The organism is Comamonas faecalis (assembly GCF_039538025.1).
Lineage (GTDB): Bacteria > Pseudomonadota > Gammaproteobacteria > Burkholderiales > Burkholderiaceae_C > Comamonas_C > Comamonas_C faecalis.
Map to the genome: position 1 here is coordinate 13,254 of NZ_BAABBP010000006.1, position 18,760 is coordinate 32,013.

17 protein-coding genes are annotated in these 18,760 nt (G+C 68.4%); 11 read left to right on the top strand and 6 right to left on the bottom strand.

What is annotated here, in order from left to right; all coding sequences use genetic code 11:
• The first annotated feature begins 87 nt into the window (after positions 1–87).
• On the top strand, positions 88–1,464 hold the full coding sequence (gene ffh, locus ABD767_RS04735) for a signal recognition particle protein (RefSeq protein WP_103046185.1): 1,377 nt from the start codon (positions 88–90) through the stop codon (positions 1,462–1,464).
• A gap of 35 nt (positions 1,465–1,499) precedes the next feature.
• Here the strand turns inward: ffh and ABD767_RS04740 are convergent, their stop codons facing one another.
• Positions 1,500–2,378: a 23S rRNA (adenine(2030)-N(6))-methyltransferase RlmJ gene (locus ABD767_RS04740; RefSeq protein WP_103046186.1), complete on the bottom strand. Its 879-nt coding sequence runs from the start codon at positions 2,376–2,378 to the stop codon at positions 1,500–1,502.
• Positions 2,379–2,502: 124 nt separating this feature from the next.
• On the opposite strand from ABD767_RS04740, the gene ABD767_RS04745 reads away from it, so the two are divergent.
• The 5 genes from ABD767_RS04745 (at position 2,503) to mdtD (ending at position 7,273) form a co-directional block, all read left to right on the top strand.
• The gene (locus ABD767_RS04745) at positions 2,503–4,263 is read left to right on the top strand and encodes a protein kinase domain-containing protein (RefSeq protein ID WP_103046187.1); all 1,761 of its coding nucleotides are present in this window, start codon (positions 2,503–2,505) and stop codon (positions 4,261–4,263) included.
• Positions 4,264–4,417: 154 nt separating this feature from the next.
• On the top strand, positions 4,418–4,846 hold the full coding sequence (gene rplM / locus ABD767_RS04750) for a 50S ribosomal protein L13 (protein ID WP_103046188.1): 429 nt from the start codon (positions 4,418–4,420) through the stop codon (positions 4,844–4,846).
• A gap of 9 nt (positions 4,847–4,855) precedes the next feature.
• Positions 4,856–5,248 (top strand): 30S ribosomal protein S9, encoded by a 393-nt coding sequence (gene rpsI / locus ABD767_RS04755; RefSeq protein WP_103046189.1) that lies wholly within the window; start codon positions 4,856–4,858, stop codon positions 5,246–5,248.
• A gap of 180 nt (positions 5,249–5,428) precedes the next feature.
• The gene (gene erpA, locus ABD767_RS04760; protein ID WP_103046190.1) at positions 5,429–5,803 is read left to right on the top strand and encodes an iron-sulfur cluster insertion protein ErpA; all 375 of its coding nucleotides are present in this window, start codon (positions 5,429–5,431) and stop codon (positions 5,801–5,803) included.
• A 48-nt stretch (positions 5,804–5,851) separates the two neighbouring features.
• Positions 5,852–7,273 carry a multidrug transporter subunit MdtD gene (mdtD, locus tag ABD767_RS04765; protein WP_344868509.1) on the top strand — a complete coding sequence of 474 codons (1,422 nt, stop codon included), beginning with the start codon at positions 5,852–5,854 and terminating at the stop codon, positions 7,271–7,273.
• An 8-nt stretch (positions 7,274–7,281) separates the two neighbouring features.
• Here the strand turns inward: mdtD and ABD767_RS04770 are convergent, their stop codons facing one another.
• Together ABD767_RS04770 and ABD767_RS04775 are read right to left on the bottom strand one after the other, a co-directional pair.
• On the bottom strand, positions 7,282–8,400 hold the full coding sequence (locus tag ABD767_RS04770; protein WP_103045171.1) for an anhydro-N-acetylmuramic acid kinase: 1,119 nt from the start codon (positions 8,398–8,400) through the stop codon (positions 7,282–7,284).
• Positions 8,401–8,437: 37 nt separating this feature from the next.
• The gene (locus ABD767_RS04775; protein ID WP_344868510.1) at positions 8,438–9,802 is read right to left on the bottom strand and encodes a peptidoglycan DD-metalloendopeptidase family protein; all 1,365 of its coding nucleotides are present in this window, start codon (positions 9,800–9,802) and stop codon (positions 8,438–8,440) included.
• A 185-nt stretch (positions 9,803–9,987) separates the two neighbouring features.
• On the opposite strand from ABD767_RS04775, the gene tyrS reads away from it, so the two are divergent.
• From tyrS to ABD767_RS04790, 3 genes are read left to right on the top strand one after another with little or no spacing between them, the layout of a single operon-like run.
• Positions 9,988–11,223 (top strand): tyrosine--tRNA ligase, encoded by a 1,236-nt coding sequence (gene tyrS / locus ABD767_RS04780; RefSeq protein ID WP_103045173.1) that lies wholly within the window; start codon positions 9,988–9,990, stop codon positions 11,221–11,223.
• On the top strand, positions 11,220–12,650 hold the full coding sequence (glmU, locus tag ABD767_RS04785) for a bifunctional UDP-N-acetylglucosamine diphosphorylase/glucosamine-1-phosphate N-acetyltransferase GlmU (RefSeq protein ID WP_103045174.1): 1,431 nt from the start codon (positions 11,220–11,222) through the stop codon (positions 12,648–12,650). The genes tyrS and glmU overlap by 4 nt, the downstream gene beginning before the upstream one ends.
• On the top strand, positions 12,647–13,447 hold the full coding sequence (locus ABD767_RS04790) for an ATP-binding protein (protein WP_103045175.1): 801 nt from the start codon (positions 12,647–12,649) through the stop codon (positions 13,445–13,447). The genes glmU and ABD767_RS04790 overlap by 4 nt, the downstream gene beginning before the upstream one ends.
• An 88-nt stretch (positions 13,448–13,535) precedes the next feature.
• Here the strand turns inward: ABD767_RS04790 and ABD767_RS04795 are convergent, their stop codons facing one another.
• From ABD767_RS04795 to ABD767_RS04805, 3 genes are all read right to left on the bottom strand, one after another.
• Positions 13,536–13,853, bottom strand: coding sequence for a chaperone modulator CbpM (locus ABD767_RS04795; RefSeq protein ID WP_103045176.1), 318 nt, complete (start codon positions 13,851–13,853; stop codon positions 13,536–13,538).
• Position 13,854: 1 nt separating this feature from the next.
• Positions 13,855–14,841, bottom strand: coding sequence for a DnaJ C-terminal domain-containing protein (locus tag ABD767_RS04800; protein ID WP_344868514.1), 987 nt, complete (start codon positions 14,839–14,841; stop codon positions 13,855–13,857).
• An 82-nt stretch (positions 14,842–14,923) separates the two neighbouring features.
• Positions 14,924–15,430, bottom strand: coding sequence for an AsnC family transcriptional regulator (locus ABD767_RS04805; RefSeq protein WP_103045178.1), 507 nt, complete (start codon positions 15,428–15,430; stop codon positions 14,924–14,926).
• A 136-nt stretch (positions 15,431–15,566) separates the two neighbouring features.
• Between ABD767_RS04805 and glmS the strand changes: the two genes are divergently transcribed.
• Together glmS and ABD767_RS04815 are read left to right on the top strand one after the other, a co-directional pair.
• Positions 15,567–17,489: a glutamine--fructose-6-phosphate transaminase (isomerizing) gene (gene glmS / locus ABD767_RS04810; RefSeq protein ID WP_103045179.1), complete on the top strand. Its 1,923-nt coding sequence runs from the start codon at positions 15,567–15,569 to the stop codon at positions 17,487–17,489.
• Positions 17,490–17,759: 270 nt separating this feature from the next.
• Positions 17,760–18,746 (top strand): Bug family tripartite tricarboxylate transporter substrate binding protein, encoded by a 987-nt coding sequence (locus ABD767_RS04815; RefSeq protein ID WP_344868516.1) that lies wholly within the window; start codon positions 17,760–17,762, stop codon positions 18,744–18,746.
• Positions 18,747–18,760 lie beyond the last annotated feature (14 nt).

Genomic DNA, 18,760 nt, shown 5'->3' on the forward strand with positions numbered 1-18,760 from the left:
CCCCTCGTTTCGTGCCCCGGGCTGTGCCGACGGCGCCGCAGACATCGCGGGCCGGCGCTTTTCCCCCTCTCTCTGGAGCTTGTGGTCATGGCCTCCGCGCTGACTGAAAAACTCTCACGCCTGGTCAAACAGATGCGCGGCCAGGCGCGCATCACCGAGTCGAACGTGCAGGACATGCTGCGCGAGGTGCGCATGGCGCTGCTCGAAGCCGACGTGGCGCTGCCGGTGGTGCGCGACTTCGTCGCCCGCGTCAAGGAAAAGGCGCTGGGCCAGGAGGTGCTGGGCAGCCTGCAGCCGGGCCAGGCGCTGGTGGGCATCGTCAACAGGGAGCTGGCCGCGACGATGGGCGAGGGCGTGGTCGACATCAACCTGGCCGCGCAGCCGCCCGCCGTCATCCTGATGGCCGGCCTGCAGGGTGCGGGCAAGACGACGACGACCGCAAAACTTGCCAAGCACCTGATCGAGAAGCGCAAGAAGAAAGTGCTGACGGTGTCGGGCGACGTATACCGCCCGGCAGCCATCGAGCAGCTCAAGACCGTCACTGCGCAGGCGGGTGCCGAGTGGTTCCCATCGAGTCCTGAGCAAAAGCCGCGCGACATCGCGCTGGCGGCGCTGGACTACGCCAAAAGGCATTTCTTCGACGTGCTGCTGGTCGACACCGCCGGGCGCCTGGCGATCGACGAGGTGCTGATGCAGGAGATCAAGGACCTGCATGCGGTCTTGAAACCGGTCGAGACCTTGTTCGTCGTCGACGCGATGCAGGGCCAGGACGCGGTCAACACGGCGCGCGCCTTCAAGGAGGCGCTGCCGCTCACCGGCATCGTTTTAACGAAGCTGGACGGCGACTCGCGCGGCGGCGCCGCACTGTCGGTGCGCGCAATCACCGGCGCGCCGATCAAATTTGCCGGCGTCTCCGAGAAGATCGACGGCCTGGAGGTGTTCGACGCCACGCGCCACGCGCAGCGCGTGCTGGGCATGGGCGACATCGTCGCGCTGGTCGAGCAGGTCACGGCCGGCGTGGACATGGAGGCGGCGCAAAAACTGGCCGCCAAGGTCAAGAGCGGCGACGGCTTCGATCTGAACGATTTTCTCGCGCAGCTGCAGCAGATGAAGCAGATGGGCGGGCTGTCCACGCTGATGGACAAGCTGCCCTCGCAGCTGTCGGCCAAGGCCGGTCAGATGGACATGGACAAGGTCGAGCGCGACGTGCGGCGCAAGGAAGGCATCATCTGCAGCATGACGCCCACCGAGCGGCGCAAGCCCGACATCATCAAGGCCACGCGCAAGAAACGCATCGCCCAGGGCGCGGGCGTGCAGGTGCACGAGGTCAACCGCCTGCTCAAGGAGTTCGAGCAGATGCAGGCCATGATGAAGAAGATGAAGGGTGGCGGCCTGATGAAGATGATGAAGAAGATGGGCGGCATGAAAGGTCTCAAGGGCGGGCTGCCCGGCCTGCCGATGTGATTTGAGCGCCGGCCTACGCCCGGCGCGCGTGCCGTTCAGCCTCCGCCGCTCTCCAGCGTCTGTCCCGCGTACTGATCCTGGCCCAGCAACTGCACCAGTTGGGGCAGTGCCTGCTGCAGCTGCGCCGCCAGCGTGTAGGGCGGGTTGATCACGAACATGCCGCTGGCGGCCAGCCCCGGGCGCGGGGCGTCCGGCCCGGCGCCGCGCTGGCCGGACTTGACGGCCAGCGTCGCGTGCAGCCAGCTGCGGCCGGAGCGCTGCGCCAGGTTCTTGAGCTTGCGCGGCAGGTCGTGCGCCTCATTGCGCGCGATGATCGGATACCACACCAGGTAGCAGCCCGTCGGGAAGCGCTTGAGCGCGTCCTGCATCAGCGTGTGCACGCGCTCGTAGTCGCTCTTGATCTCGTAGCTGGGATCGCACAGCACCAGCGCGCGGCGCGAGGGCGGCGGCAGGAATTTGCGCAAACCGTCGAAGCCGTCCTCGTGCAGTACCGCCACCTGGCGGCCTACCTCCAGCTGGGCGACGTTGCCCGCCAGCGCGCGCCAGTCGGTGGGGTGCAGCTCAAAGAGCTTTAGGCGGTCGTGCGCGCGCAGCTGCTGCTGCACGAGAAACGGCGATCCGGGGTAGACCGCCGCCTTGCCGCCGGTCTGGAACGACCGCACCAGATCGACGTAGGCCTGCAGCGGCGGTGTCAGGCCACCGGCCGCCAGCACGCGCCGCACGCCGTCCTGCGCCTCGGCGCTGGTGCGCGCGTAGTCCCCGTCCAGCCGGTACAGGCCGGCGCCGGCATGGGTGTCGACCACGGTCAGCGCCGTCTCCTTCTGGGTCAGGTGTTGCACGGTGGCCACCAGCGTCACGTGCTTGAGCACGTCGGCGTGGTTGCCCGCATGAAAGGCATGGCGGTAGCTGAACATGGTGGTGATTTGTTAACAATTCGATACATTGCGGGTCTGGCTGCAGATGGTAACCGCTGCGGCTGCCACCATTCGCGTGCGGCCCTGCTGCGCGCGCCAACGCTTTGGATGCCGTCACGCCGCCATGAATGCCCGTGTTCCGCTGCACCCCCAGGCGCTGCCCCAGGGCATGCGCCTGGGCGAGTTCGAGCTCACCCAGCTGCTGGGCGTCGGCGGATTCGGCATGGTTTACCAGGCGTTCGACCATGCGCTGCTGCGCTTCGTTGCGATCAAGGAATACATGCCGGTGGCGCTGGCGCAGCGCACTGCCGGCCATCAGGTCGAGGCGCGCAGCGGCACGGATGCGCAGGCGCTGCAGGCGGGGCTGGATCTGTTCATCGGCGAGGCGCGGTTGCTGGCGCAGTTCGACCATCCATCGCTGGTCAAGGTGCTGCGCTTCTGGCAGGAGCACGGCACCGCCTACATGGTCATGCCGTTGTACGGCGGCATGACGCTGCGCCAGGCGCGCGCGCTGATGCGCACGCCGCCGCCCGAGGCATGGTTGCGCAAGATACTGTGGTCGGTCACCAGTGCGCTGCGCGTGCTGCATGCGCACGACACGCTGCACCTGGATATTTCGCCTGACAACATCTTTCTGCAGGATCGCGGCCCGCCCGTGCTGCTGGATCTGGGCGCAGCGCGCCAGGTGCTGGCGCCGGCCGACGGCCAGCCCGTCGCGCTCAAACTCAGCTATGCGCCGCTGGAGCAGTTTGGCCAGGCTTCGCCCCCGCAGATCAGCCAGGCCGGTCCGTTGCCCCGCGGGCCGTGGAGCGACCTGTATGCGCTGGCCGCCGTCGTGCATGGCTGCGTGTGCAACGACGCGCCGCTGCCGGCCACGCTGCGTGCACTGCGCGACCGCATGCCGCGCTTTCGCCGCGTCGCGCGCACCGTGGGCCAGCAGTTCGGCGTGCACTACGGCGCGGCGTTCGTGCGCGCCATCGACCAGGCGCTGGCCGTGCAGCCGCAGGACAGGCCGCAGTCGATCGATGCCTTCGTGCAGGCCATGGACATGGCCGAAGCCCCGGCGGGCTGGGAGCAGTTCGACTTTCGCGCCGAGCTGCAGGGCGCGTGGTGCCCGCCGGGCAGCGACACGGCTCCCGCGCAGCAGGCCGCCGAGGTGGCCGCCGCCGCGCCCGAGGACGACGGCGGCTTTGCCACGACGCTGGCCCTGCCGATGGACGCGGGCTGGCCGGCCGAGCAGACGCCGCCGCGCGAGCCACCGAGGCGCCCGCATGCGGGCCACGCGCGCGCTGCGGGCCGCCGTGGGCCCTGGCGGTGGGTTGCCGCTGCGGCGGGCGTGGCCGTGCTGGCGACGGCGCTGGCCTGGATGGGCTGGGGGCAGGGCGGGCGCGTCGCCAGCCCGCACCTGGCCGTGGCTGCGGCTGGCGACCCAGGCTTGCCGGTTACCGGTGCGCCAGCACCCAACGCAGTCGTGCCCGATGCAGGCGCGGGCGCGGGCGCGGGCGCGGACGTGGGCGTCGTGGTCAATGCGCCTGCGGCCGATGCGGCGATCGTGCAATCGCCCGCGGCCCCCGCTGCGGCCCGGCCGGCGCCGCGCGTGCGTACCCGGGCGCCGGTGCGTACCGCCAGCGCTGTCAGCGCGGCCTCTGCCAGTCCCGCCGCGCTTGCGGCGGACGCAGGCGCCGATGCCACACCGGACTCCCCCCAGTCCGCCCAATCTGCGGCCGATCCACTGCAGGCCTGCGCCGGCGCCGGCTTTATCGCGCGGCCCATGTGCATCCACCGCCAGTGCCAGCTGCCGGCGTTTGCACAGCACGCCCACTGCGTCGATTTGCGCCAAAAGCAACAGGAGCAGGAGCGCCAGCGGCTGTACCTGCCGCCATGAACCGCAATGTTCGTATAATGGCGAGCTTCGCAGCGCTAGCTCAGGCCCCGCGGCGAAGCAGGAATTCTTCCTGAAACCCACCTAAGAGGCTCCCACCGATGAGGAGCACCGACCGTGGAAAAGGGCCGTCAAACCAGTTCTCAGAGAGAAACACATGTCTACATTCAGCGCAAAACCCGCTGAGGTCGTGCATGAGTGGTTTGTGATTGATGCCACGGACAAGGTCCTCGGACGGGTCGCCAGCGAAGTGGCCCTGCGTCTGCGCGGCAAGCACAAAGCCATTTACACGCCTCACGTTGACACCGGCGACTTCATCGTCGTCATCAACGCGTCCAAGCTCAAGGTCACCGGCACCAAGTCCATCGACAAGATGTACTACCGCCACTCGGGCTATCCCGGCGGCATCACCGCGACCAACTTCCGCGACCTGCAGGCCAAGCACCCCGGCCGCGCCTTGGAAAAGGCCGTCAAGGGCATGCTGCCCAAGGGCCCGCTGGGCTACGCCATGATCAAGAAGCTCAAGGTCTACGGCGGCGGCGAGCACCCGCACACCGCGCAGCAGCCCAAGCTGCTTGCAAGCTAAGGAGCCGAGATGATTGGTGAATGGAACAATGGCACCGGCCGTCGCAAGTCCAGCGTCGCCCGCGTGTTTCTGAAAAAGGGCTCCGGCAAGATCACGGTGAATGGCAAGGACATTCAGCAGTATTTTGGCCGCGAGACGTCGATCATGATCACCAAGCAGCCGCTGGTGCTGACCGATCACGTCGAGAGCTTCGACATCCAGATCAACGTGCACGGCGGCGGCGAGTCCGGCCAGGCCGGCGCGGCGCGCCACGGCATCACGCGTGCGCTGATCGACTATGACGCCACGCTCAAGCCCCAGCTCAGCGCAGCGGGCTTCGTGACCCGCGACGCTCGCGAGGTCGAGCGCAAGAAGGTCGGCCTGCACTCCGCACGCCGCGCCAAACAGTTCTCCAAGCGCTAAAGCCTGGAAGCCGCTGCGGCGCCCGCTCGCAAGAGCCGCGTGCCGCTACCCGAAGAACCGCCCATTCCGGGCGGTTTTGCGTTTCTTGCATGCACGCTGCGCCAAAGCCGGCGCGGCAGCAGGACTTGCCGCATTGACGTACGATGCAGGCCTTGCAAACCTACCCTCCGGGAGCTTGCGATGAACACCGCAACCACTATGGAATCCGACGTTTTCCCCGACCCCATCGTCTTTACCGATAGCGCCGCCTCCAAGGTGGCCGACCTGATCGCCGAAGAGAACAACCCGGCGCTCAAGCTGCGCGTCTTCGTGCAGGGCGGTGGCTGCTCGGGCCTGCAGTATGGCTTCAGCTTCGACGAGGAGGTCAACGACGACGACACGACGATGACCAAGAACGGCGTCTCGCTGCTGATCGACGCGATGAGCTACCAGTACCTGGTCGGCGCCGAGATCGACTACAAGGACGACCTCAACGGCGCGCAGTTCGTCATCCGCAACCCCAACGCCGATACGACCTGTGGCTGCGGGTCGAGCTTCTCGCCTCCGGAACATTGAACTGTCCACCGTTCAGCAAGCCGCCAGATGGGCGGCTTTTTTGATCCCATGAAACACAGGTTCTCACGCGCACGCACCCGGCTGCTGTGGCTGGTGGCCGTCGGCTTTTTCATGCAGACGCTGGACGCCACCATCGTCAACACCGCGCTGCCCGCCATGGCGCACAGCCTGCAGGAGAGCCCGCTGCGCATGCAGTCGGTGGTGGTCTCCTATTCACTGGCCATGGCCATGCTGATCCCTGCCTCGGGCTGGTTGGCCGACCGCTTCGGCATGCGCCGCACCTTTCTGGGCGCCATCGTCGCCTTCGTGCTTGGCTCGGTGCTGTGCGCGCTGTCGCCGACGCTGGATCTGCTGGTCGCCTCGCGCGTGCTGCAGGGCTTTGGCGGCGCGCTGCTGCTGCCGGTGGGGCGGCTGGTCATCTTGCGTACCTTCCCGCGCGACGAGTTCCTGGAGGCGATCAGCTTCGTCGCCATCCCCGGCCTGGTGGGGCCGCTGATCGGGCCGACGCTGGGCGGCTGGCTGGTCGAGGTGGCCTCCTGGCACTGGATCTTCCTGATCAACGTGCCGGTCGGCGTGGCTGGCCTGGTGGCCACGCTGCGCTACATGCCGCGCGGCCAGCGCATGCCGGCCGGGCGCTTCGACCTGGTGGGCTACGCGCTGCTGGCGTTCGGCATGGTGGCGCTGTCGCTGGGGCTGGACGGCCTGTCCGGCCTCGGCCTGCGCCAGGCGGGCGTGCTGGTGCTGATGGTGTTCGGCCTGGCGGCGCTGGCGGCCTATTGGCTGCATGCGGCGCGCTCGCCCCGACCGCTGTTTTCGCCGCGGCTGTTCGGCATCGACACGGTGCGCATCGGCTTGCTGGGCAATCTGTTTGCCCGCCTGGGCAGCGGCAGCATGCCGTTTCTGGTGCCGCTGATGCTGCAGCTGGGCCTGGGATATTCGCCGCTGTACGCCGGCATGATGATGCTGCCCGTGGCGATTGCCGGCATGGCGGTCAAGCGCGCGGCAACGCCCTTGATCACCCGCCTGGGCTACCGCCGCGTTCTGGTGGGCAACACCTTTGCGGTGGGCGTGATGATGGCCAGCTTTGCACTGATGACGCCGCAGCAGCCGCTGGGCGTGCGCATCGTGCAACTGGCGGTGTTTGGCGCCGTCAACTCGCTGCAGTTCACAGCGATGAACACCGTGACGCTCAAGGATCTGGGCCAGGCGCTGGCCAGCAGCGGCAACAGCCTGCTGTCGATGGTGCAGATGCTGGCCATGGGCATGGGAGTGGCCGCCGCCGGTGCGGCGCTGGGCGCCTACACCGATTTCTTTGGCACCGGCACCAGCGAGCAGACGCTGCAGGCCTTTCAGGCGACGTTTGCCAGCATGGGGCTGCTCACGCTGGCGGCGGCGTTCATCTTTTCCCAGCTGGCGCACGACGAGCCGACGGCTGCCGCCACGGCGAAAGAGCCCGATCTGGGCGCTTGAACCCGTTCTCAGCGCGGGTAGATGGCGCCGAGCACGCGCGGCCCGGCCGCACCGGTGACCTGGGGCAGGTTGCCCGCCTGGTTCTGCAGGCAGCGCCGGGCCAGCCAGGCGAAGGCGGCGGCCTCGACCTGCAGCGGTGCCAGGCCGTGCGAGTCCGAGGCTTGCACTCCTAGCTGCGGCGCCAGCTCCGCCAGGCGCTGCAACAAATCCTGGTTGAGTGCGCCGCCGCCACAGACGATGAGCGGGCTGCCCGCAGGCAGCCAGGCCAGCGCGGCATCGGCGCTGGCGCGCGCGGTCAGCTGCGCCAGCGTGGCCTGCACGTCGGCGGGGTCGGCGTCTTCAAAACCCTGCAGTTGGCGGCTCAGCCAGTCGGGATTGAACAGGTCGCGCCCCGTGCTCTTGGGCGGGCGCTGGTGCAGATAGGGCTCGGCCAACAGGCGGGCGAGCAGGGTGGGCAGAACCTGGCCGCTGGCCGCCCAGCGTCCGCCCTCGTCGTACAGCGCGCCGCGGTGGCGCGCGACCCAGTAGTCCATCAGCGCATTGCCCGGGCCGCAGTCAAAACCCAGCACGCTCCCGTCCGCGCTCAATACGCTGAGATTGGCGATGCCACCGATGTTGAGCACGCCGACGGCGCGCCCAGCCTGGCCGAACACGCACTGGTGAAAGGCCGGCACCAGCGGCGCACCCTGGCCACCGGCGGCGACGTCGCGGCTGCGAAAGTCGGCCACGGTGGTGATGCTGGTCAGCTCGGCCAGCAGCGCCGGGTTGTTCAGCTGCAGCGTGTAGCCCGTGCCGTCGAACTGCCCGGGGCGGTGGCGCACCGTCTGGCCGTGCACGCCGATGGCGGCAACCTGCCCGGCCGTGACGGAGCAGCGCTGCAGCAGTTGCTCGACGGCCTGCGCGTACAGGCGCACCAGCGCGTTGGCAGCGAGTGCGGCGCGGTGCAGCTCGTTGTCTCCGGAGGTATTGAGTTGCAGCAGCTCGGCGCGCAGCGGCGCCGGCATGGGCAGGCTGGTGTGGCCGGCCACGCGGCAGGCGCGCGGCGCATCGGGCGACAGATCGGCCAGCACCGCGTCGACCCCGTCGAGCGAAGTGCCCGACATCAGGCCGATGTACCAGTTGGTCACGCGGTAGCGAGTGGCGAGGTGAAAGGGCGTGAAAGTCTCAGTCGGCCTTGGCCTGCACGATGGTCTGCGCGGCGTTCAGCTCGATGCGCATTTGCTGCGCCACCTGCTTGAAGGCGCTCTGCGCGGCCGTCGAGATGGGCTTGGCTGCCTCGCTCTTGCGGGCCATCTGCATCGGGTCGACCTGCTGGCCGTCGACGCGGAACTCGAAGTGCAGGTGCGGCCCGGTGGCCCAGCCGGTGGCGCCTACGGCGCCGATCTGGTCGCCCTGGGTCACGCGCGCGCCCTTCTTGACGTTGACGCGGCTCAGGTGGGCGTAGACCGTGGTGTGCTGGTTGCTGTGCTTGACGTAGACCACGTTGCCGTAGCCGTTTTGCCAGCCGGCAAAGTCGACCACGCCGTCGCCGATGGTGCGCACCGTCGTGCCGTGGGGGGCGGCCAGGTCGGTGCCCTTGTGCGCGCGCCAGGTGTTGTGGATGGGGTGCAGGCGCATTGCGAAATTGCTGGAGATGCGCGTGAACGCCACCGGCGTGCTCAGGTAGGCGCGGCGCATGCTGTTGCCCGCCAGCGTGTAGTACGAGCCCTTGTCCGAGCCCGCCTCCTGGAACCAGACGGCGTCGTGCGTCGTGCCGTTGTTGTGGAACTCGGCCGACAGAATGCGGCCGGTGCGCAGCGGCTCGCCGTCGGCCTCCAGCGTTTCGTAGACGATGGAGAACGAGTCGTTCTTGCGCAGCGCGCGGCGAAAGTCGATCTCGCCGGAGAAAATCTCGGCCAGCTGGATGGCCACGGAGTCGGGAATGGCGTTGGCGTCGGTGGCGGCGAACAGCGAGCTCTGGATGATGCCGCCGGCCAGGCGCGTGCCCACGCTGAGCGGGGCGGACTCGATGCGCGCGGCAAAGTTGCCGTCGCTGGCGCGCTCGACCACCAGGCGCTGGAAGTCGTCGCTGTCGTCGCTGGCCCAGCGCGCGGTCAGGCGCAGCAGGCGGTGGTCGTCGGTGGCCTCGGCGGTGAGCTGGCGTCCGGTGCGCCCCAGCAGGTTGTCGCGCACCAGCGCGTCGGCGCGCAGAAAGCCGGACGCCTGCGGGTCGGCAATGCCCAGGCGCTGCAGCAGGCTCTCGGCGCTGTCGTCGCGGCGCACGTGGGCCGAGCGGTACAGCGTGAACGCTGGCGCTTCCAGCAGGTCGGGCAGGGCCAGGTCGCTGGCCAGCGACGCGACGGGCTCGGTCAGCGTGGTGACCGGCAGGTCGGCCGGGTCGGGCGCGAGCTGGGCGACGGCAAACGCGCCGCCGCCGCCGGTGAGAAGCACTGCCGCGATGGCGGCGCTGATGCGCTTGGGGTGATGTTGGATGCCTTGCTGCAAAACGTTGAGCAAAGCCTGGCAAGTGGTGGTTAAACCGTTGTTCAAGTGACGTACCCCGGGCAAGAAGGCACTCGTGGGCCCGGGCGAAGGCGGACAAGTGCGGTATGGTTGTCGGCTGCGCGGCCGGGGGCGCTCATGCTGCAAGGGCATGGCTGGCGCTCTTAAAATCGACCACTACAAACGGGCAATAGTATAAAAGTGCCCATACTGTGGATATATCCAAAACCCTTATGAATTCCTTGACTGTTGACGATTCTCCGGTTCTGTCGGACGCCTTGCGCCATGCGCTGGAAGTCTCGCAGCGCGGTGTCGATGAACTGCTGCCGCTGCCGGATTGGACGCGCAAGCTGGCGCGCTCCGAGGCGACGGGCCAGCCGCTGCGCATCAAGCTGGGGCTCGATCCCACGGCGCCCGACATCCACATCGGCCACACCGTGGTGCTCAACAAGATGCGCCAGCTGCAGGATCTGGGCCACCAGGTGATCTTTCTGATCGGCGACTTCACCACGCTGATCGGCGACCCGTCGGGGCGCAACAGCACGCGCCCGCCGCTCACGGCCGAGCAGATCAAGATCAACGCCGAGACCTACTACACCCAGGCGTCCAAGGTGCTCGACCCGGCGCGCACCGAGATCCGCTACAACAGCGAGTGGTGCGACGCGCTGGGCGCGCGCGGCATGATCCAGCTGGCCGCCAAGTACACCGTGGCGCGGATGATGGAGAGGAACGACTTCCACCAGCGCTTCAGCGACGGCAGCTCCATCAGCCTGCACGAATTCTTGTACCCGCTGCTGCAGGGCTACGACTCGGTGGCGCTCAAGAGCGACCTGGAGCTGGGCGGCACGGACCAGAAGTTCAACCTGCTGATGGGCCGCCACCTGCAGCAGGAATATGGCCAGGAGCCGCAGTGCGTGCTCACCATGCCGCTGCTGATCGGCCTGGACGGCGTGGACAAGATGTCCAAGTCCAAGAATAACTACATCGGCATCACCGAGGACGCCAACACCATGTTCGCCAAGGTGCTGAGCATCTCGGACACCCTGATGTGGGACTGGTACACCCTGCTGTCGTTCAAGAGCCTGGCCGAGATTGCCGCTTTGAGACGCGAGGTCGAGGGCGGACGCAACCCCAAGGACGCCAAGGTCATGCTGGCCAAGGAGATCACGGCGCGCTTTCACAGCGCCGCCGCGGCCGACGCGGCCGAGGCGGACTTCCAGAACCGCAGCAAGGGCGGCGTTCCCGACGACATCCCCGAGGTCGCGCTGTCCGGCGCGCCGCTGGGCATTGGCGCGCTGCTCAAGCAGGCCAACCTGGCCCCCTCGACCAGCGAGGCCAACCGCCTGATCGACGGCGCCGGCGTGCGCGTCGATGGCGGCACGGTGAGCGACCGCGGTCTCAAACTGGGCGCCGGCACCTACGTGGTGCAGGTGGGCAAGCGCAAGTTTGCACGGGTGACGCTGGCATGAGCGCGCTCGACATCGTGGTGATGGCCGCGGGCAAGGGCACGCGGATGAAAAGCCGCCACTCCAAGGTGCTGCAGAAGCTGGCCGGCCGTCCGTTGCTGGGCCATGTGCTGCACACGGCAGCGCAGCTCAAGGCGCGCTCGGCCATCGTGGTTACTGGCCATGGCGCCGAGCAGGTCGAGGCCTTTGGCGCGCGCTGGATGCAGGCGGGCGATGCGCTGCCGGCGCTGGAGTTCGTGCGCCAGGAGCCGCAGCTGGGCACCGGCCACGCGGTGCAGCAGGCGCTGCCGGTGCTGGCGGGCGACGGCGTCGTCGTCGTGCTCTCGGGCGACGTTCCGCTGACCGAGGCCGCCACGCTGCAGGCGCTGATTGCAGCAGCCGGAAGTGACCGCCTGGCGCTGCTGACCGTGCGCCTGCCCGACCCCGCGGGCTACGGGCGCATCGTGCGCGCGGCGGACGGCCAAGTGCAGCGCATCGTCGAGCACAAGGACGCGAGCGCCGCCGAGCGCGCCATCGACGAGATCTACAGCGGCATCATGGCCGTGCCCGCGCGTCTGCTGCGCCCGTGGCTGGCGCAGCTCACCAACGACAACGCCCAGGGTGAGTACTACCTGACCGACGTGGTTGCGATGGCCGTCGCGCAGGGCGTGCCGGTCGTGGCGCACTGCATCGACGACGCGTTGCAGGTGGCGGGCGTCAACAGCCCGCTGCAGCTGGCCGAGCTGGAGCGCGCTCACCAGTTGCGCCAGGCACGCGCGCTGATGGAACAGGGCGTGCGCATGATGGATCCGGCGCGCTTCGACCTGCGCGACCACGCCAGCGGTGCGCCGGCGCAGTTCGTCTGCGGCCAGGACGTGGAGATCGACCTGGGCTGCATCTTCACCGGCCGCGTGGAGATCGGCGAAGGCGCCAGCATCGGCGCGCATTGCCACATCAGCAATGTGCGGATCGGTGCCGGCGCGGTGATCCACCCGTTCACCCACATCGACGGTGAGCAGGCCGGCGTGCAGGTGGGCGATGGCGCCCTTATCGGCCCGTTTGCCCGCTTGCGCCCCGGCGCGCAGCTGGGGCGCGAGGTACACATCGGCAATTTCGTCGAGGTGAAAAACTCACAGCTGGCCGACGGCGCCAAGGCCAACCACCTGGCCTACCTGGGCGACGCCAGCGTGGGCGAGCGCGTCAACTACGGCGCGGGCAGCATCACCGCCAACTACGACGGCGCCAACAAGCACCGCACCGTGATCGAGGCTGACGTGCACATCGGCAGCAACTGCGTACTGGTCGCGCCGGTCACCATCGGCGCCGGCGGCACCGTGGGAGGCGGCTCCACCATCACCAAGAGCACGGCGCCCGGTGCCTTGAGCGTGGCGCGCGGGCGCCAGGTCAGCATCGACGGCTGGGCGCGCCCGGCCAAGCAGCCCAAGAGATGAGCGAGGTTGCCGAGCAGCCGGACGCGCAGGCGCAGCGGGCGCTGGATGCGGCGCGCCAGCAAATTACCGACATGCAGGAGGCACAGCAGGCCTTTGTCGGCGCCGTGGTGCACGACCTGCGCGCGCCGCTGCGCCACGTGACCTCGTTCGGCGTGCTGGTGCGCGAGCTGCTGCAGGAACTGCCGGACCCGCCCGAGCAGGTCAGCGAGGCCATCACCTATGTGCAGATCATGGAGCAGTCGGCGCGCCGCATGGCGGCTATGGTCGACGGCCTGCAGGCCATTGCCCGCGCCCAGGTGGCGCCGCTGTACCTGGCACCCCAGCCGGTGGCCGCAGCGGTGCGGCAGGCCGTGGACGCAGTGCGCGGCGACCCGGCACTGGCCGTGCCCGGCGGCGTGCAGTGGCAGCTGCAATTGGCGGGTGACCTGCCGGCGCTGCATGCCGACGCCGCTTTGCTGCACCAGCTGCTGGTGCAGTTGCTGGCCAATGCGCTCAAGTTCAGTCGCGGCGCGGCATCTGCGTGCATCACGGTACATGCTGCGGCGCAAGAGTCGTCGGTGCGGCTGCAGATCGAGGACAACGGCGCTGGCTTCGACCCGACGCGCGCCGGTGCGCTGTGGGGCGTGTTCCAGCGCCTGCACAGCGAGGGTGAATTCGAGGGCGTGGGCGCGGGGCTGGCGCTGTGCCGCGCCATTGCCCAGCGCCATGGCGCGCAGACGGCGATCACCGCGCAGCCGGCAAAAGGGTGCAGCGTCACGCTGGACTGGCCGGCATGCCTGGGGCAAGAACCGCAATAGCGTGCTTTGGGCCGATCGCCGCTCCCACGGAGAGATACGGCCTATCGGTGGGGCGAGCCCTCTGGCCGATGCGTCTCTCGCGGCGGGCCTACCCCAGCTGCGCCTGCAGTTGGCGCAGGCGCTGGCGCAGCTGCGTCACCTCCTCGATCAGGTCGGCCGTCAGCGCGGCCAGCTCGGGGTCGGCGTCGAAGGTAGTTTCCAGCTGCGCCAGGCGGCGCGCGCGCAGCACGGTGGCGCCGGCAAAGCGCCAGTGGCCTTCGACCAGGTCGGCCTGCAGCAGGCCGCTGCTGACGCGCTCGGTGACCCAGGTGCTGTCCTGGCTGCAGGCGCGCGCCAGTTCCTGCAGCGTCAGCGCGGCGTGCTCGTCCAGCAGTTGCGCCAGGGCGTGGTGGATGGGGTTTGCCATGTCAGCCTCCGTGGCGTGGGTTGTAGGACGGGTAGGCCTGCGCCAGCGCGCGCCAGGCCTCTTGCTGCACTGGCGTGTCGGCCGCGGGCAGCGCCAGGTGCAGTTCCAGGTACAAGTCGCCGGGCGTGGCAGCCGGCAGGCCGCGGCCCTTCAGGCGCAGCTTGCGCCCGCTCTTCCAGCGTGCGGGCACGTTGACCTCGACGGTGGCGCCGTCGGGCGTCTGCACCTCGATGGGGCCGCCCAGTTCGGCCTCCCAGGGGGCGACGGCAACGCCTTGGTAGACGTCGCGCTCCTCGGCGCGCCAGCGTGCGTCGGGCTTGAACTGCACTTCCAGAAACAGGTCGCCCGCCGCAGCGCCGCCCACGCCGGGGCTGCCATGGCCGGCCAGGCGGATCAGCTGGCCGGCACGCACGCCCTTCGGGATGGTGACGCGCAGCTGGCGCTCTTCGTGCACCAGCCGGCCGTCGCCGTCCAGGCGCGCGCCGCGCAGCGTGATCTGGTGCTCGCCGCCGCGGTAGCTGTCGCGCAGATCCAGCTCGATGTGTGCATGGTGATCCGCGCCGCGCTGGCTGCCATGGCCGGCGTGGCCGGCGTGGCCGGCCCCGCGCCCGGACTGGGCCTGGCGCGCGCGTGCCGCGTGGCCGAACAACTGCTCGAAGAAGTCGCTGAACTGTGCCTCGTCCATGCCGGCGCCGCCGCCGGGCGCGCCGGTGAACTCAAAGCCGCTGTCCCAGTGCGGCGGCGGGCGAAAGTCCTGGCCGGCCTGGTGCGCCGCCGCACTGCCCAGCGCGTCGTAGGCGGCGCGCTTCTCGGGGTCGGACAGCACGGTGTTGGCCTCGTTCACCTCGGCCATGCGGGTGGCGGCGTCAGGCTCTTTGCTCACGTCGGGGTGGTAGCGCCGCGCCAGCTTGCGGTAGGCCTTCTTGATCGCGTCGGCGCTGGCATTGCGCTCCACGCCCAGGATTTGGTAATAGTCCTTGTATTCCATTGCTTCTCCAGACTCTGCACCGCGACGGGCACTGCCCGGCAGTGTGTCACTGCGACGCAGTTGAGGCCAGACCGGCATTCTCTCAAGAGGCTGGTGGCGGGCTCGTCGGCAGCGGCAGCTGCGTGCCGAACTTGGCGCGGCGCGTGGCGAAGAACGTCTTGACGTTGCGCACGTTGGCGCTTTGCGTGAACAGCCGCTGCGACAGCGCCAACCACGCCGGCATGTCGCGCGTGTGGGCAATGACGATGAAGTCCGGCCCCGGCGAGACGCGCCAGCACTGCTGCACCTCGGGCTGGGCCACTGCGTGCGCCTCGAATGCATCCAGGTGCTCTGCGCCCTGGTGGTCCAGCGACACCTCGGCAATCGCGGTCAGCCCGTGGCCCAGATGCTGCGCCAGCCGCTCGGGCTGCACCAGCGCCACCTGGCGCTCGATCAGGCCGCTGTCATGCAGCCGGCGCACGCGCCGCAGGCAGGTGGCGGGCGACACGCCCACGCGCTGCGCCAGTGCCTGGTTGCTTTGCGACGCGTCGTGCTGCAGCAGATCGAGCAGCTGCCAGTCAATAGTGTCCAAGTCGAGTAAAAATTCCATGAATTTGAAATGTATGAAATAAATTGACGTTTGTTGAATTATATGAAATTTATAATCGATTTATTTCAAAAAACGCGTGATAATTTTCCTTTGGCTTGCGTACTATCGCGCCCATTGTTTTAAAGGAGTTACAGCCATGTGTGGCATCGTCGCTGCGGTCAGTACGCACAACATCGTTCCCATCCTCGTCCAGGGCCTGCAGCGGCTGGAGTACCGCGGCTATGACTCGTGCGGCGTGGCGGTGCACCAGGCCAGCCTGGGCGGGCAGGGCGGGCTGGCGCGCACGCGCAGCACGGCGCGCGTGTCCGAGCTGCTGACGCAGATCCAGGGCAGCGGCCTGCAGGGCGCCACCGGTATTGCGCACACGCGCTGGGCCACGCATGGCGCGCCGGTGGTCGACAACGCCCACCCCCACTTCAGCTTTGGCCCCGGTGCCACGGGCGACGGTGCGGGCCAGGGCGCCGGCGGGCGCGTCGCGCTGGTGCACAACGGCATCATCGAGAACTACGAGGCGCTGCGCGTGCAGCTGCAGGCGCGCGGCTACCGCTTCGACAGCCAGACCGACACCGAGGTCATCGCCCACCTGGTCGACAGCCTGTATGAAGGCGATCTGTTCACCGCGGTGCGCGCCGCGGTTCAGCAACTGCACGGCGCGTATGCGATCGCCGTGGTGCACAAGGACGAGCCGCACCGCGTCGTCGGCGCGCGCGCGGGCTCTCCGCTGGTATTGGGTGTGGGGCAGGGCGAGCAGGCGGGCGCGCACTTCCTGGCCAGCGACGCAATGGCGCTGGCCGGCGTGACCGACCAGATCGTCTATCTGCAGGAGGGCGACCTGGTCGACCTGCAGCTGGGCCGCTACTGGATTGCCGGGCGCGACGGCCGCCCTTTGGGCGCCGCCCAGCGCCCGGTGCGCACCGTCGCGGCGCACAGCGGCGCGGTCGAGCTGGGGCCGTATCGCCACTACATGCAAAAAGAGATCTTCGAGCAGCCGCGCGCCATTGCCGACACGCTGGACGGCATCGAAGGCATCGTCGCCGAGCTGTTCGACGGCGCGGGCCAGGACGGCCGCAGCGGCGCCAGCGCCTGGCGCGTGTTCCAGGAGATCGACTCGATTCTCATCCTGGCCTGCGGCACCAGCTACTACAGCGGTTGCACCGCCAAATACTGGCTCGAAGAAATCGCCGGCATCCCCACCCAGGTCGAGGTGGCCAGCGAATACCGCTACCGCACCAGCGTGCCGCTGCCGCGCCAGCTGGTCGTCACCATCAGCCAGTCGGGCGAGACCGCCGACACCCTGGCCGCGCTGCGCCACGCGCAGAGCCTGGGCCTGACCAACACGCTGACGGTGTGCAACGTCGCCACCAGCGCCATGGTGCGCGAGTCCAAGCTGGCCTACATTACGCGCGCCGGCGTCGAGATTGGCGTGGCATCCACCAAGGCCTTCACCACCCAGCTGGCTGGCCTGTTCCTGCTGACACTGGCACTGGCCCAATCCAAGGGCCGGCTCACGCCCGAGGCCGAGGCCGCCCACCTCAAGGCCATGCGCCACCTGCCCGTCGCGCTGCAGGCCGTGCTGGCGCTGGAGCCCCAACTGATCGGCTGGGCCGAGGAGTTCGCTCAGAAAGACCACGCGCTCTTCCTGGGCCGCGGCCTGCACTACCCCATCGCCATGGAAGGCGCGCTCAAGCTCAAGGAAATCAGCTACATCCACGCCGAGGCCTACCCCGCCGGCGAGCTCAAGCACGGGCCGCTGGCGCTGGTGACGTCCGACATGCCCGTCGTCGCCGTCGCGCCCAACGATGCGCTGCTGGAAAAGCTCAAGAGCAACCTGCAGGAAGTGCGCGCCCGCGGCGGCGTGCTCTACGTGCTGGCCGACGCCGACACCCAGATCGACAGCGGCGAAGGCATGCACGTCATCCGCATGCCCGAGCACTACGGCCAGCTGTCGCCCATCCTGCACGTCGTGCCGCTGCAGCTGCTGGCCTACCACACCGCCCTGGCACGGGGGACGGATGTGGACAAACCGCGCAACCTGGCCAAGTCGGTGACGGTCGAATGACCGTCACCGACTTGGCCAGGTTGCGCGGTTTTGGACGCCACTCATTTCGCGCAGCGAAGCGATGTGGCGGCACAAGCTTTGTCACGGTGAGCCAAAAGCGTGACGGCCGAATGGACCGGTACGCCATCGCGGCGAAAGCCGATGCGTAGTGCATGGCATGCATATGCATATAGCGCAAACTCCCATGGTTTTCCCCACAATGGCGATCCTTCGCGCCGCGCTTACTTGAATGGGCGCGGCCCTGTACTGATCCAACACAAGGAAAACCACATGCCCGTTCTTTCTCTGCGTTCCAGCGTCACCGCCGCGCTGCTGGCTACGGCCGCCGCGCTTGCCCAGGCCAGTGACTGGCCCCACCAGCCCGTCACTCTGATCATGGGTTTCCCGGCCGGTTCGGGCGTGGACGTGGTGGCGCGCGTGGTGCAGGAGCCCCTGAGCCGGAAGCTGGGCCAGCCGGTGGTGATCGACTACAAGTCCGGCGCGGCCGGCAACATTGCCAGCGACTACGTAGCCCACGCCAAGCCTGATGGCTACACACTGGCCTTCGGCACGGCCGCCACGCACGGCAGCAATGCCGCCCTGTACAGCAACCTGCCCTTCGACGTCGAGGCCGACTTCGAGCCCGTGGGCCCGCTGATCGACGTCTCCAACGTGCTCACCATCAACCCCAGCGTGATCGACGCGAAGAACCTCAAGGAGTTCGTCGAAATCGTCAAGGCCAACCCGGGCAAGTACAACTACGCCTCGACCGGCAACGGCGCGGGCACGCACATGGCGTTTGCCGAGTTCAACGCCCGCCTGGGCCTGGACATGGTGCACGTGCCCTACAAGGGCGGGCCCGATGCCATCACCTCGGTGCTGCGCGGCGAGACCTGCTGCATCATGAACCAGGTGCAGACCGTCTTGACGCATTACCAGAGCGGCAAGGTGCGCCTGCTGGGCGTGACCACCGCCAAGCCCGTCGCGGCGGTGCAGGAGGTGCCCACCATCGCCTCCAGCGGCCTGCCCGGCACCGAAGGTTTCGACAGCTCGATCTGGTTCGGCATCTTCGCGCCCAAGGGCACGGACGCCGCCGTGGTGAACAAACTCGGCACCGCGCTGCGCGAGGTGCTGGAGCAGCCCGAGGTGCGCGAGCGCTTCGAGTCGCAGGGCAACACGGTGCGCATCGAGACGCCCGAGCAGTTCCACCAGACGGTCCACAAAGACCGCGCCAAGTGGGCGCAAGTGGTCAAGGACGCCAAAATCACCATCAACTGATTTTTGACCTCCAC